The sequence below is a fragment of the Methylomonas rivi genome (assembly GCF_024505165.1).
GTDB classification, from domain to species: Bacteria; Pseudomonadota; Gammaproteobacteria; order Methylococcales; family Methylomonadaceae; genus Methylomonas; species Methylomonas rivi.
Map to the genome: position 1 here is coordinate 1 of NZ_JANIBK010000103.1, position 14,153 is coordinate 14,153.

At 57.1% G+C, this 14,153-nt stretch carries 15 protein-coding genes; 7 read left to right on the top strand and 8 right to left on the bottom strand.

All coding sequences use genetic code 11. The features are described from left to right. Positions 1 to 218 precede the first annotated feature (218 nt). From NP596_RS15385 to NP596_RS15415, 7 genes are all read left to right on the top strand, one after another. Positions 219 to 1,187 (top strand): L-threonylcarbamoyladenylate synthase, encoded by a 969-nt coding sequence (locus tag NP596_RS15385; protein WP_256616270.1) that lies wholly within the window; start codon positions 219 to 221, stop codon positions 1,185 to 1,187. Continuing rightward, positions 1,184 to 1,630 carry a tRNA adenosine(34) deaminase TadA gene (gene tadA / locus NP596_RS15390; RefSeq protein ID WP_256616271.1) on the top strand — a complete coding sequence of 149 codons (447 nt, stop codon included), beginning with the start codon at positions 1,184 to 1,186 and terminating at the stop codon, positions 1,628 to 1,630. Before NP596_RS15385 ends, tadA begins: the two co-directional genes overlap by 4 nt. Before the next feature lie 228 nt (positions 1,631 to 1,858). Further along, positions 1,859 to 3,178, top strand: a complete 1,320-nt coding sequence (locus NP596_RS15395) for a HupE/UreJ family protein (protein WP_256616272.1) — start codon at positions 1,859 to 1,861, stop codon at positions 3,176 to 3,178. 72 nt (positions 3,179 to 3,250) lie between these two features. Next, positions 3,251 to 5,410: a TonB-dependent receptor gene (locus NP596_RS15400; RefSeq protein ID WP_256616273.1), complete on the top strand. Its 2,160-nt coding sequence runs from the start codon at positions 3,251 to 3,253 to the stop codon at positions 5,408 to 5,410. A 10-nt stretch (positions 5,411 to 5,420) separates the two neighbouring features. Further along, on the top strand, positions 5,421 to 6,536 hold the full coding sequence (locus NP596_RS15405) for a HupE/UreJ family protein (RefSeq protein ID WP_256616274.1): 1,116 nt from the start codon (positions 5,421 to 5,423) through the stop codon (positions 6,534 to 6,536). Between the two features lie 136 nt (positions 6,537 to 6,672). Then, complete coding sequence (locus NP596_RS15410) at positions 6,673 to 6,831, top strand: hypothetical protein (protein WP_256616275.1); 159 nt, start codon at positions 6,673 to 6,675, stop codon at positions 6,829 to 6,831. Between the two features lie 107 nt (positions 6,832 to 6,938). Next, positions 6,939 to 7,469, top strand: coding sequence for a Slp family lipoprotein (locus tag NP596_RS15415; protein WP_256616276.1), 531 nt, complete (start codon positions 6,939 to 6,941; stop codon positions 7,467 to 7,469). A gap of 51 nt (positions 7,470 to 7,520) precedes the next feature. Here NP596_RS15415 and arsS read toward each other — a convergent pair whose 3' ends face one another. From arsS to NP596_RS15455, 8 genes are all read right to left on the bottom strand, one after another. Next, positions 7,521 to 8,492 carry an arsenosugar biosynthesis radical SAM (seleno)protein ArsS gene (gene arsS, locus NP596_RS15420; protein ID WP_256616277.1) on the bottom strand — a complete coding sequence of 324 codons (972 nt, stop codon included), beginning with the start codon at positions 8,490 to 8,492 and terminating at the stop codon, positions 7,521 to 7,523. A 2-nt stretch (positions 8,493 to 8,494) separates the two neighbouring features. Further along, entirely contained in the window at positions 8,495 to 9,088 is a 594-nt protein-coding gene (locus NP596_RS15425; protein WP_256616278.1) for a DUF3047 domain-containing protein, read from the bottom strand. Positions 9,089 to 9,150: 62 nt separating this feature from the next. After that, positions 9,151 to 9,699 (bottom strand): HvfX family Cu-binding RiPP maturation protein, encoded by a 549-nt coding sequence (locus NP596_RS15430; RefSeq protein WP_256616279.1) that lies wholly within the window; start codon positions 9,697 to 9,699, stop codon positions 9,151 to 9,153. Next, complete coding sequence (locus NP596_RS15435) at positions 9,696 to 10,466, bottom strand: HvfC family RiPP maturation protein (RefSeq protein WP_256616280.1); 771 nt, start codon at positions 10,464 to 10,466, stop codon at positions 9,696 to 9,698. Before NP596_RS15435 ends, NP596_RS15430 begins: the two co-directional genes overlap by 4 nt. Next, positions 10,463 to 11,335 (bottom strand): HvfB family MNIO-type RiPP peptide maturase, encoded by an 873-nt coding sequence (locus NP596_RS15440; RefSeq protein WP_256616281.1) that lies wholly within the window; start codon positions 11,333 to 11,335, stop codon positions 10,463 to 10,465. The genes NP596_RS15435 and NP596_RS15440 overlap by 4 nt, the downstream gene beginning before the upstream one ends. A 17-nt stretch (positions 11,336 to 11,352) precedes the next feature. Further along, a complete protein-coding gene (locus NP596_RS15445) occupies positions 11,353 to 11,679 on the bottom strand; it encodes a hypothetical protein (RefSeq protein WP_256616282.1) in 327 nt (108 codons plus the stop codon). 148 nt (positions 11,680 to 11,827) lie between these two features. Continuing rightward, positions 11,828 to 13,549 (bottom strand): c-type cytochrome, encoded by a 1,722-nt coding sequence (locus NP596_RS15450; RefSeq protein WP_256616283.1) that lies wholly within the window; start codon positions 13,547 to 13,549, stop codon positions 11,828 to 11,830. A gap of 52 nt (positions 13,550 to 13,601) precedes the next feature. After that, a partial coding sequence (locus NP596_RS15455; protein ID WP_256616284.1) for an SCO family protein occupies positions 13,602 to 14,153 on the bottom strand: 552 nt, incomplete at its 5' end.

Below are 14,153 nucleotides of genomic sequence, written 5' to 3' on the forward strand. Positions count from 1 at the left end.
CATGGTTTCGCTTAAATTTAGTCGTAGGCCACATTGCCGCGATAGCGGTTATGTGGCAATCAACGCTGAAATGTCAAGTAACGCTATCGCGCAACCTGACCTACATGGCTACCCGAGCCAACCAAAAGCGTTTCCACCCGTGAGTTGAATATTCCCCTCATGAACCACAGCGAACAGTTAAAATAAGCCTTTAAATCTTCATAATAGAGCCTTGCATTTTGACCCCCACGGCCGTTAACCCACAATCCATCGAACACGCCGCCGCTTTGTTGCGGCAGGGCAAACTGGTGGCGATACCCACCGAAACCGTTTACGGTTTGGGCGCGGATGCAGCCAATCCGGCGGCGGTGGCGAAAATTTTTGCCGCCAAGGGCCGGCCGGCGGATCATCCTTTAATCGTGCATTTGGCCTATGCCCTGCAAATCAAAGACTGGGCGATCGATATTCCGGAGGCCGCCTGGCGGCTGGCCAGCGAGTTTTGGCCGGGGCCGCTGACCATGGTGCTACGCAAAAAGGCTTCGGTGCCGTTGGCCGTTACCGGCGGGCAGGATACGGTGGCGTTGCGGGTGCCGAATAATCCGGTGGCCTTGTGGTTGTTGCGGGTGTTCGGCGGCGGTATTGCCGCGCCGTCCGCCAACCGCTTCGGCCGCATCAGCCCGACGCTGGCGCAGCATGTGGCGGACGAGTTGGGCGATGCGGTCGACTGCATTCTTGATGGCGGACCTTGCAGCGTGGGCTTGGAGTCGACCATTATCGATTTGACCGACAGCCGGCCGACGATTTTGCGGCCCGGCCGGATAACCCGCAGCCAGCTGGAACAGGTTTTGCAGACCCCGGTCTCGTTAAAATCCCAGCACAAAATCCGCGCGCCCGGCATGTTGGCGGCGCATTACGCGCCCGGCACGCCGGCCTATTTGTGCGAATCTGGCGCGTTGTTGAACGAGTTCGATCGGCAATGCGGGCAGGGCAAGCAGGTGGGCGTTTTGGCGTTCAGTCCCGAATTGTCGGCATTGCCTTGCGAACATTTGCTGCATTTGCCCGACAAGGCCGAAGACTATGAAGCCGCCCTGTATAGTGCGTTGCGCAAGCTGGACAGTTTCGGCCTGGACAGTATTTTGGTGGAACAGCCGCCGGCCATCGAAGAATGGGCGGCGGTGAACGACAGGCTGGGCAAAGCCACGCTATGACGGACGAGGATTGGATGTGGCACGCCTTGCGGCTGGCGCAACGGGCCGAACAGCAGGGCGAAGTGCCGGTGGGTGCCGTGCTGGTGCGGGACGAGCGCTGTATTGCCGAAGGTTGGAACCAGCCGATTCAACTGCACGACCCCACCGCTCACGCCGAAATGCAAGCCCTGCGAAAAGCCGGGATGGCCGTCGAAAACTACCGCTTAATCGGCACCACTTTATATGTAACCCTGGAACCCTGCGTGATGTGCATGGGCGCCATCGCCCACGCCCGCGTCAAGCGCCTGGTGTTCGGCGCTTACGATCCGAAACGCGGCGCGGTCTGCCATGCCCTGCAACTCAGCGACGCGCCGTTTTTGAATCATAAAATCGACTGGCTGGGCGGGGTGTTGCAAGCCGATTGCGCCGAGCTGTTGACGGATTTTTTCAAGGCGCGCCGCTAGAATAGCCTCGTCGTTATCGGCTTGGTGCCGGCATCCCCACGAATCTGTCAGGATGGTTAGAGTCAACAAAAGTGTTACCGGCGGAATTTTTGCGTTATTATCTGCCCCCACTTTGGCTAATGTTTATCGAATATCGCTAATCGGCAGCCTAAATTCCGATGTGTACGGTAGTTTTCGAATACACGTTTTTTATTTTAACCGCAGCTTAATGTAGTTTTTTAACCAGTCATGCAATCGAAGCGTACCAGCACATCATTCGGCTCCGGGTTCGGCCCGAGCAAGCTGCTGCTGTCTTTTTGCATACAGCCTTTGCTGCTGCTGGCGTTTTTAAGCGAGCAATTTCTCAATTTCGACCTTATCGGTTTGAGCCACGGTTTCAGCCATCCGCTGATGGGCTGGGATCATTTGGCGACCATGCTGGCGGTCGGAATCTGGGCGGCGCAACTGCGCGGCAAGGCAATCTGGATGCTGCCGTTGGCTTTTGTCGGTGTCATGAGTCTGGGCAGTTTGGCCGGCGCGGCCGGTTGGTCCATTCCCAGTCTGGAGGGCATCATCCTGTTGTCCTGCGCGGTGTTCAGCCTGTTGATCACCCATAAAGTCCGTTTCAGCGCCAAGGTCAACGTCATGATCGTGGCCTTTTTCGCTTTTTTCCACGGCTTTGCGCACGGCCAGGAAATATCCGCTTCCGCCAGTTTAATTTCTTACACCGTGGGTTTTATGCTGGCCACGCTGCTATTGCACGGGGCGGGTATTTTGGTGGCCAAATTGGCGGTTTTCAGCCTTACCTGCTTGCTGGCCGCGCTGTTTTCCGGTTCGGCCATTGCTAAAACAACCGACTCCAGTAGCGGAGACAGTAAAAAAGTCGAATTGCGTCATTCGCGGCAGACGACGCCGGCTTGGTTCGGCAGCGGGCAAGCAGAGGAGGTTGACGCCTATTTTAGTTTCGTCAAAGACCGCTTGCGATCGGCAAACCTTGCCGCGCATGGCGGTTGTGCCAATCTCGCGGCGGCGGAACAGCGGAGCGGAACGCTAAACGCGTTCACCGGCGAAGCGGTCTATTGGCCGGGCAAACCCGCGCCTGCTGACGTGCATACTGGCCGGCAGGATACGGCTTTATTTGACCGGGGCGATAATCCGCCCGCCGGTCTGGCTTTCAAACGCTATTTCCCGGCTATTAACCATACCCCCGGTAAGCACTTGCTCAGCAACGGCGTCGGTCTGACCTCGCCGCCGCGTGCCTTGGTTTCGTTCCCGCAAATTATCTCCTCGCTCGGCAATTCCCCGATTTCAAGCCTGCAAAGGCTTCATCTTCAATCGATATTAACCGCTATAAAGCTTCGCAACAGCCAATTCGGTTTTGCTTGCCGTTCGCGCGCGCCGGGTTTGGCGGGCGGCCCCGCTTATTCACCTCCAGCCAACGCCGGGCTGTTTGACGTTTTTACGAATTTTGTTCCTCAAGACCGCGCGCCCCGCCGAGTGGCCACGCTCAAGTTTTTTGCCGGTTATCGGCGTCAATTCACCGACTACCGATTCGAGTCGTCGGCCTGAACCGTTGCAAAATCTAAGACGGGCATACCTAAATTACGCATCAACATAATGACAAGAAAGACGGGAGAAACAATGACAGCTTCAGACAGACGTAAAAAATTCTTACTCAAACCTTTAACGGTTGGCTTGAGCTTGGCCCTAGGCTTGAGTTTTTCGCCGGCATGGGCGCATAGCATGTCGGAAGAGCTTGATACGGTGGAAGTGGAGGAAGACGGCCGCGGCAAGGATTTGATCGGCATTGCGGAGGCCGCTTCGCAGGGCGAAATAAGCCAGAAGCAATTCGAGTACCGGCCGTTGTCGCGCAACGGCGAGTTGATAGAGGTAGTGCCGGGCGCGGTTGCCACCCAGCATAGCGGTTCCGGCAAGGCCAACCAGTATTTTTTGCGCGGCTTTAACCTGGACCACGGTACCGATTTTACGACCTTCGTGGACGGGATTCCGATGAACATGACCACGCATGCGCACGGCCAAGGCTACATGGATTTAAACAGCATCATCCCCGAGCTGGTCGAGAAAGTCGAGTACGGCAAGGGGCCGTATTATGCCGAAATCGGCGACTTCGCCTCGGCGGGTTATGCCAAGATGCATACCATGAGCAGGTTGAAGGAAGGCCTGTTCAAGTTTACCGCCGGCGAATACGATTTTTACAGGACTCTGGCGGCCAATTCCAATAAAGTCGGCGACGGCGATTTGCTGTATGCCGGCGAATTCAATCTTTATAACGGCGTCTGGCAAGTGCCGGAGGACACCAAGCGTTTCAACGGCATGTTGAAGTACACCCTGGACCGGCACGATTGGGGGATGTCGATCAACGGCAAGGCCTATTCCAATAGCTGGACCGCGACCAACCAAATTCCGCAATCGGCCCTCGATAGCGGCGTCCTGGGGCTGTACGGCTCCATGGATCCGACCGACGGCGGCGAGAGCAACCGCTACAGTTTGTCGAGCAACCTTTGGCAAACCGGCAGTAACTGGAGAAACGACGCCAATATTTATGCGTTGTATACCGACTTGAACTTATATTCAAATTTCAGTGGACATACGCTGAGCGCGGATAATCCTGACTACACTCCCGGAGATCCTAGCTATCCGTCTGATCAAATCTTGCAAACCGAGCGGCGGGTACAGACAGGAGCCAATGTCGAGCATACCCGTTACAACAAACTGTTCGGCTTTGAAATGGATAACAGCGTCGGCCTGCAGTTCCGCCACGATCAAATCATGGGGCTAGGTTTGTACCATACTAATGCAAGGCAAATTCTCAGTACCGTCAGCAACAGCGACGTCGGGGTGACGACCATAGGCGCTTATTTTAAAAATCATACCCATTGGCATGACAAAGTGCGCACCATCACCGGTTTCCGAGCGGATTTCATCAATAACGACGTCAGGGTCAGGGAAACCGGCATTAACAGCGCGGATGTGAATTCGGCCAATTCCGGCACCCGGGCTAAAGTCATGCTGAGCCCGAAAGTGGGTTTGATTCTGGGTCCTTGGTATGACACCGAGTTTTTTGTCAATGCGGGCTACGGCCACCATTCCAACGATGCCCGCGGTACCACGTTGCGATTCAATCCGGAGGACGGCAATCCGGTCGCCAACGATCTGGGCGCGTCTACCGCGCGGATAGACGCGGCGGCCTGGACCCGTGGCGGCGAGGTCGGCTTACGCAGCAATTTTATTCCGGGCCTGAACAGCACGGTAGCGGCCTGGTGGCTGCAAAGCAGCCAGGAGCTGGTATTCGTCGGCGATGCAGGCACCACGGAAGTGAACGGTATGTCGGATCGCTACGGTCTGGAGTTTACCAACTACTATAAACCCACGGATTGGCTGATTTTGGATGCCGATTACGCGCTGACCACCGCAAAATTCAGCGAAACCGGGGATTACGTGCCTAATTCGGTGGGACGGGTCATCAGCACCGGGGCCACCCTGATCGCGCCGAACGGCTTGTTCGGCACGCTACGCTTCCGGCATTTCGGCCATGTGCCGTTGGACGAAAAGGGCGAATTTTGGTCCGGCGATACCAATATCGTCAATTTAGGCGCCGGTTACAAGCAAAAGCAATACAAGTTGCAGATCGATATTTTCAATATCCTGGGTTCGCAAAGCAACGATATTGCCTATGCTTATGAATCGGCGTATCCCAACGGCGCGGCCACCACTAACGGTATTTTGCGGCATCCGGTGGAGCCCCGCATGGTGCGCGGCACGATTACGATTAATTTTTAAGGATAAGCGCATGGGATGTTTTAGTGCCGGTTATGGCAGAGGGCTGCTGGCGGCGGTTTTGTTGCTGCAAGCAGTCGGCGCGTGGGCGCACGCGCCCGGGCTGAGTTCGCTGGACGTGGCCGTAAACCTGGCCCGGCTCGATGTCAGAGTGACGTTCGCCTTGCAGGATATCGAAGCTTTTGCGCCCATGGACAGCGATTTGGACGCGGAGGTTTCCGATAGCGAACGCGAAGCCGCCAAACCCGGTATCGCCCGGCTGTTGGCCGGGCAGCTGCGCATTTCAGTGGATGGCGCGGATAGTGCGCCGTCGGAACCCGGACAAGTCAGTTTCGACGGCCAGAATAATGCCCATGTCGAATTAAAATACCCTGCGGTACCGGAACGGCAGTTGCTGGTGCAATCGAAATTCTTGGCGCAATTGCCGGAGGGCCACCAGCAGTATCTGACCGTCAGGGATGCCGGCGGCAAAGCGCTGGCCGAAAAAATGCTAACCAAGCAAGACGACCGCTTGAGCGTCCCGGTTGCCGCCCCGGCCGATGGCCGGCCGGCAGCCTCGCGGCATACCGAATTCGATACCTTCGGCGATTTTTTTAAACTGGGCATAGAGCATATCCTGACCGGTTACGATCATCTGTTGTTTTTGCTGGCGTTGTTGGCGGTAACCCACGGTTTTTGGCCGGCCCTGAAAATCATTACTTTTTTCACCCTTGCCCATTCGCTGACCCTGGCCTTGGCCGGGCTGAATTGGGTCGACCTGCCCAGCAGTTTCGTGGAGCCTTTCATAGCCGCCACCATCATTTACGTCGGCGTCGAAAACCTCATCCGCGGCGAGCATCCCAAGGGCCGCCATTGGCTGACTTTCGGCTTCGGCTTGATTCATGGGTTCGGCTTTGCCGGCGTATTGCGGGAGATGGACATTTCCTCGGGCGATACCGGTATTCTGCTGCCGCTAGTGTCGTTCAATTTGGGCATAGAATGCGGACAAATCGCCGTTGCCGCCATTGTGCTGCCCATGATCTGGTGGTTGAATAACCAGGTGGAGACTGCCGAGCGGTTCTTGAAGATCTGCTCGATAGCGGTCAGCTTGATGGGGGCGTATTGGCTGCTGGAAAGGACGGTCCTGTAATGGGGCCGCGCCTCGCGAGCGTGGGTAAAGACCGGCGGCGGATAATGTCCGTGTAAGGTTTTATCGGCAGCGGCGACTAAAACGCGGCGGGCCCCGAATCGGCCCGCATTCTCAACCTCAACATCGGGTGACGCGTATGAACCGGTATTTATTGAACCGCCTTTCGGCAATTTTTTGGCTGGTGCTGCTATTGAGCCTATTTGCCAAAAAAGCCGCCGCCAACAATGACTATACGGCCTCTGTAGGCGACATCGGCGATCTTATGCCCCGGCTTGCGGTTACCGGCAAGGCCTGAGCGGTTTTTCGCTTCGGCGCAATGAACCGCCGAAGCGGGCGGATGTCTGACCGGCCAAGACGGATAGCCCCGCGCCCGCTGGCATACCATTTTAGGAGGAGGACACCATGAAAAACCTGCTTTTTGTAATGCTTGCCCTTGTGCTGTCGGGTTGCGCCAGCCATATCCCTTTAACGGTCAGAAAAGCCCCCACGCCCAATCCGACGCTTGCCGATGCGCTTGCGCAAGCCGAACCGCTAAAGCAGCCCGTGCGCTGGGGCGGGACTATTTTGGCTGTCGTCAACCATCCCAACGACACCGAGATCGAGATACTGGCTAAAAAACTCGGCCGTTACGGAAAGCCGAGCGACGGCGACGATACCCAAGGGCGGTTTCTGGCGCGGGTGGACGGATTTCTGGACCCGGCCGTTTATGCGCAAGGCCGTTTGGTGACGGTGTTTGGGCTTATTGATGCCCTGGTGGAGCGTAATGTGGGCGAAAAACCTTACCGGTACCCCTTGATAAAGGCGCAAAGCCAATACCTGTGGCCGCGCGAGGTGGAAAATCCCTATCCGGGCTATTACCCCTACGGTTACTACGGCCCTTATGGCTTTTACCCCTACGGTTATCGCTACGGTTTCGGGTATAGACGCTGGTAAACGAACAGTTGGCGGGTAATTTCGCCAAAAGTAACGTCCTCTTACGCCTCATCAGGCGCTGGCCAGCGCCCCGCCGCAACTGCTGCCTTGGCCGGCGGTACAGCCGTAGCAATGCACGGCGGTGGCGATCGGCGCGTCTTCTAGTTGGGTCAGGTTCAGCTCGCCGATATGCGGCCGCGGCCGGGCGTCGGCTCCCATGGGCATCGCCAGCATCTGATTGAAATCGCAGTCGTAAATATAACCCTGCCAATCTATGCTGATGGTATTCAGGCACATCAGGTTGTCGAGATTCTCGGCGCGAAAATTTTGTTTCAATAAATCCAGATAGCTGTCGAAACGGCCCTGGCTGACCAGCAGGCTGCCGAAGCGCTGGATAGGCATGTTGGCGATGGCGAACAAGCGGTTGAACACGATGCCGTACTCTTGCGACAAATGCTGTTTATAAGCCTGTTCCAAAGTATTCTGGTCGGGCGGCAGCACCGCATCTTGCGGGTTGAAGACCAAATTGAGCCGTAAGTCGCCGTCCGCTTGGCCGTAACCGAGCCGGTTGAGACGCTGCAATGCCGCCACGCTGTCCTTGAACACGCCCTTGCCGCGCTGGTTGTCGACATTTTCTTGCAGATAACAGGGCAGGGAAGCGACGATTTCCACCTGCTGTTCGGCCAGAAAGTCCGCCATATCGCGGTAATCCGGGTGTTCCAGAATGGTCAGGTTACAACGGTCGATAACCTTGATGCCGGCCTTGCGGGCGGTGCGCACCAGATACATAAACTCCGGATGCATTTCCGGGGCGCCGCCGGTCAAGTCCAGCGTATGGATTTGGGCTACGCCGGCCAAAGCCAGGATCCGGTCCATGGTTTCGCGGCTCATCAGCTCGGTACGTTTCGGGCCGGCGTTGACATGGCAATGCACGCAACTCAGGTTGCACAGGTAGCCGAGGTTAAGCTGCAAAACTTCCAGCGGCTTGCGGAAAATGGCCGGAAAGTCGCTGCGGGCCAGGAGTAACGGTTTGGTGTCGCGCATGCTTATTCCTTGGAAAACCAGATGTCGCCGTAAACAGCCGAAACCGAGCCGTTGCTGTTGTCGGTGTCGGTCATGATGGCCACGGCATCGATGCGGCGAACATCTTCGCCGAACAATTGTTTAAAGTCGGCCCGCACATTGCGTTTCTCGGTTTGCCAGCTGTTCAACGGCGCTTCCGGTCCGCGCAAGGCTAGCATCATGGCATGATCGCCGGCAAATGCATTCGGCCAAATGCTGTCCTTGGCGCTATTGCCGGCCCAAACATAATTGATGGCCTTGGTTTGCCAGAAGGCCAAGCCGCCTTTTACCACCACGTAGACCCGGGCGGCGTAATCGTCGCCGGCCTTGGTTTTTTCATCCAGGTCGGGCAGCCGGTTGGCAATGCGCCAGGACCAGTTCAATATCGGGGTTTGCTCCAAATCGATCGCTTGTTCCTTGAATAAGCCCGAACCCGCGGCATGACTGTCGGCGAATAAAACCGTTACGCCGTCCAGCTTTTCTAAATGGTAGCGGGTTTCGCCCTTGAAACTTTTGTGATCCCAACCGGCCAGCGAATTCCGGCTGAATTCGCCGATGGCGAGCCCGGAATCGGCCATTGCGTCAGTTAGCGTCGAAGCTGTAAATAATAACCAAGCGAATTTTTTTAGCATAAATAGATTCAGTCCGAAACTGGGCGTCTTCTCAACCGGTAGTCGATACTCAAGCGGCCCGCGCCGTTGCATAACAGGGCCGACAACATGAATAGATACATTAACGGCAGTTTGTAATTGCCGTGGCCCCGGTCGGAAATGGCGTAACCTTGCCATAATTCGCCCAGGGTCCGCCATTCGGTCGGCCAGTGCACGGTAGCTATCGCTACCACAGTTAAAATTATCAGCGCCGCGCTGAAAAAACGGGTCATAAAACCTAGAATCAGGGCCAGCGGGGCGATGACTTCCAGGCCCGTGGCCAGCGTCCAGCTAAAGTCGGCCGGCAGTATGTTGAACGGAAACGGAAAGTTTAAATCGGCGAACCAATTTTCGCCATGCAGTTTTTCCAGGCCGGCTTCGCCGAATTCGTAAGCCAACAGCAGCCGTAAAAAAGCGGGTGCCAATGTTTGTGCGTGCCGATCCAGCCAACCGCTCAATTGCCTTGGCAGTGCGCAGAGTTGCGCGATACCGGCGCTAACTTGGTGGCCAGCGCCGGAAGCGGTTTGGGGGCGGCTCATGGGTGTACTCCGGAAAGATCGGCCGGACGCGTATCGATTATCGCGCCGCGGCGGTGCAGTTCGGCCAGGGTTTGCAAGCCGAACTGCATGAGTTGAACAAAGCCGGCTTCGTCGAGCCCGCTACCCAGACTTTCCAGGGCTTGCCGGCCGGTATAGCCGTTGCATAGCAGGCGCGCCAGCCGGGCCGTGGCAGGGTTTAAGGCTATGAACCGGACGAGGTCGTTGCTGTCCCGAAACCCTAAAATATGGGTGGGGTTGGCGGGCGGCGTTTTGGGCTGAAACGTGGGGCCGATGTCTTGTACGGGCCAGTGGTAATGCAGCAACTGCATTACCGGTGCAAACAGCGGTACGTTTGCGAGCAGTTGCGGGTCGGTCAGCGTTTTAATCGGCGCGGCAGCCGCTTCGTCGATAGCGAGTTGCAGTTCTATCCATTCGAAATGCGCCAGCTCGGCTAGAAAAGGTTTGTCTATGTCTCGCCGGCGTTCCTGCAGCAGATATTGCACGAATTCGTCGGGTATCCGCCGGTAATAGGGGGACAAGCAGCGGTGTTCGGCGATGAAATCCAACAGTAAAGCTCGCCACTCTGTCCGGGATAGGATGCTTTGAATAACCGGAAAGCAGGCGCTCAGGCTTTCGTCGAACTTGTTGTATAGCAGTCCGGCATAGACCGCCAGGCGTTCGGGGGCAAAACCCGCCGGTACGCTGGCCGTTTGCGGTTGGCGCAGGTAAGCTAAAAAATGCCGTTGTTGAATGTGAAAGCCGGTCATGCGAGGGCTCCGAGATGTCGGTCGGCCGTCCGGCCGGATTCATGCACGGCTTGCAGCGCGGCAATGCGCTCGACTTCCGGCAGTAATTCCGCTAACGGCGGAATATTGCTGTCGCGCTCCACCAGGGTCGGAAAGGTGCCGAACAGCCGATAGGCCTCGTCCAGCAATGTCCAGACGGCTTCAATGGTGTTTTGGCCATGGGTATCGATGATCAGCCCGGACGCGTCGAGATCGTGGCCGGCCACATGGCCGTACACGATGCGTTCGCCCGGCAAGCCGCGTAAAAACGCCAGCGGATCGTAGCCGTGATTGACGCTATTGACGTAGATGTTGTTGAGGTCCAAATGCAGGTAGCAATCGGCCTCGTTTAACACGGCGTTGATAAAATTCAGTTCGTCCATCTCCGCCTGGGGCGGTTGCAGATAATAAGATGCGTTTTCCAAGGCGATGGGCCGTTCCAGAATATCCTGGGTTTGGCGAATCCGCCCGGCTACGTGCTTGGCCGCCTGTTCGGTAAACGGCATCGGGTATAAGTCGTAAAAATGGCCTTCGTCGCTACAGAAGCTCAAGTGTTCGGTATATAAAGCGAATTCGTGTTGATCGAGAAACCGTTTCAGTTCGCCCAAAAACACCGTGTCGAGCGGCGCCGGGCCGCCCAGCGATAGCGCCAGACCGTGCGCCACGAAACGGTGGCGCTCGGCCAGGCGGCGAAACTGCTTGCCCAAATGGCCGCCGATGCCTATCCAGTTTTCCGGCGATACTTCAAAAAAGTCGATGCTGTCCGGCGTGCCGTCTTGCAACGCGGGCAGCATTGAGCGGCGCAAACCCAAGCCGGCGCCGGACAAGCCGAAAGGATGGGATGGGTTCATCGGCGCGGGCTCCGGCGTTATTGGGCTGTTTTACCGCTGCAACCGCCTTCGGGCATTTTGCCGCTGCAGCCGGCTTCCGGCATTTTCGCGCTGCAACCGCCTTCCGCGCCTTTCATGTCCTTCATTTTGTTGGCGCCGCATTTACCTTCGCCGCATTTGCCCTCGCCCACTTTGCCGCTGCAACCCGCCTCGCCGGCTTTTTCATCGGCCGCCGCTAGTTGTTGGGATGGGTTGATGCTGGACATCGCGAATGGGTTTTCGCCGGCTTGAATGGCAGGGGCCGCAGCCAATAAGCCGGATGCAATTGCGCTGCCTAAGGCCAGAGTCAGGTTTTTTTTGTTCATGGTGTTTCTCCAGGGAATAATAAGTAGTGGTCGGGAAGACGATAGCGCCTTCCCGACCACTCAGTCGGAGAACTGTAGGATTCCTTACAAACATTTAGTTGGGTATCCGCGCATTGTGCCGGGGCACGAATTTAACCGGGTTGGATTGCTAAGGAATGATCCAGTCGCCGACGGGATGGATTTGCCGTTGATCGTTGTTAACCAATTGCACGATATAAGCGCCCTTGGAGGCGAAGCGTTGGCCGGGGCCGAGGCTCAGCCTGGGAAAGGTACCGGGATTGAGCTGGTTTTCGGCCTCGTTTTCTATGTACTCCAGCAGGTAGTCGCGGGAGAAGTGGTCGACCACGTGCTCCAAGCCGAACTGCAATAAATTCAGCGCGTAATAGGTGTTGAATTGCAGACGCTGGTTTTCAATGGCCAAGTCGCGGGTGTTCATCCAGGCCCGAACCCGAAACGCGTGCGGATGATAGGCCGTGGGCAGTTCGTAAGGGTAGCTGAAATACAGTTTGCCGGCGATGTCCGCGGGAAACCGGGTTTGATTGGCTTCCAGCGCAGGGGACGGCAACAGCAGGCGCTCGGCGTACCGGGCCAGCAGCGGGAGTTCGGCGGCGATGGTTTTATCGAATGTCCCCGGCCAAATTACCGCCTGGATCGGCGCGGACTGTTGCCGAGCCAGTTTTTGCCATTGGTCGCGAAGCTGTTCGATGCTCTCGAATGTCAGGTCCACGACGAGGTAGCGCTTGTCGCCATGCAGGCTTTGCGTCAGTGTTTTTGCCGGCTGGCTGCTCCGTGGTTCTCCGCTGTGTATGTTGACGACCGTGCGCGTTTCCGGATCTTTTTGCGCGCGCAAAAAACGGCCCATGGCTTTGGCTTCCAAGATCAGGCCCTGGTTGAAATACATTGAATAGCGGTTGGTATGGCCGGTCGGCGGCAGGTCGGTGAAGGGGAACAGGCAGGGGATGCGACTGGCTTCGCAAAAATCGTGTATCGGTGTCCAGTCTCCGTTCACCATGCCGCCGATGAAGGCGAATACGGGTTGCCGGCGGTAACGGCTTGCCAACTCGGTTGGCCACTGGCGCGGGTCTGCAGGCAACTCCCAGACTTCGTGCCGCCAAAGCCGAAATGCCTTGGCGAAATCCGAACGGTAACCGGGCGAAAAATTGGGATGGTCGAGATTGCCCTGGGTTTCCAGGTTTAGCCACTCCACAAACTCGCGCATCGTCGCCAGCATGGCTGTTTTATCGGCGCTGTCGACGTTGGGGCCGACAACCGTGGCAAGATAAACGGTTTGCTCATCGACGCCGGGGTCGTTGCGGATGGACAATTGGTGCAAATAGGCTATCAGGGCCGCCATGTCGGTGTCGTTCAGGCGGTAACGCGGCATCAGCGGGCTTAATTGTCTACCTGAGGGGTCGACGCCTTCGCGGATGGCGCGGGCCAGTGACTCGTCGGAATAAGCCGGCCGCTGGTAGGCGGAGCGCATCCTGGCCCGGAACACTTGCCCCTGGCTCTCCTTGAACAGTTTGTTGAACAGGTCGGCGCGCTCGAAAGTGCGGGGTTTGAATAAAATAGTACCGGTAACGGGTAATACGTAATTGCCGCCTTCGCTGGAGCCGAAGCCGCTGCGCCTATGGCATTGGGCGCAATTGAATTGGGCGTCGTCGAAGGCGATGTCGTTTTGGGTTACGCCTTGCAGCGCATGGCCGCCGCCGTCGACGCCTTGCTGGTAAAGTCGTTCGCCTAGTGCTATATCGGGCGTTAAAATTTCGCGGTAATGCCGGTTGAGCCAGTAACCGCCGGCCGCCAGCCCCAGTAGCATCAATAGCGGGCCGGTTTTTTTTATGATCGGCCATAACAGTCCGGAAACCATGTCGTGTTTCTCTATTAGGTGTCGAATAGGGGAATGCCGCTATGCCGCCCGGTTAATCGGATAAACCCATCGTCCGCCGGTATTCGGCGATAAGGTCTTGTTTGCCCAGCAGGCCGTCGATACGCCGCCAGACGGCGTCCGGGGAGCGGCGCATGAACGTCAGCGGCTTGTGGTACATTTTGTTGCCGCTGCTGTAGCTGGCGTCGAAGGCTTGCAGGACAGCCTTTATATCATCGGGCTGGCCCGTCAAAAAATGCCAGTTGCCGCCGGCTTTAAAGCGCTTGGCATAGTCGCGCAATTGTTCCGGCGTGTCCTGTTCCGGGTCGATGGAGATGGAAATCAGCCGGTGTTTACCGCCGGACAAGGCGTTGAGTTCCGTTTGGGCGCTGGACAAGGAAGCGCTCAAGAGCGGACAAACCGTCGAGCAGGTCACGAACACGAATTGCAGCAACACCGGGCCTTCGGCTGCCAGAAACGGGCGCAAGGCGACACCGCCGCCGTCGGCATCGATCAGGCCGACATCGGGGGCTTGGTATTGAGCTTCGTCGAGCTGGTATTTGCGGGCGGAGGACGGGCCGGAAGCGGATGCCGCCGGGGTGGCGAT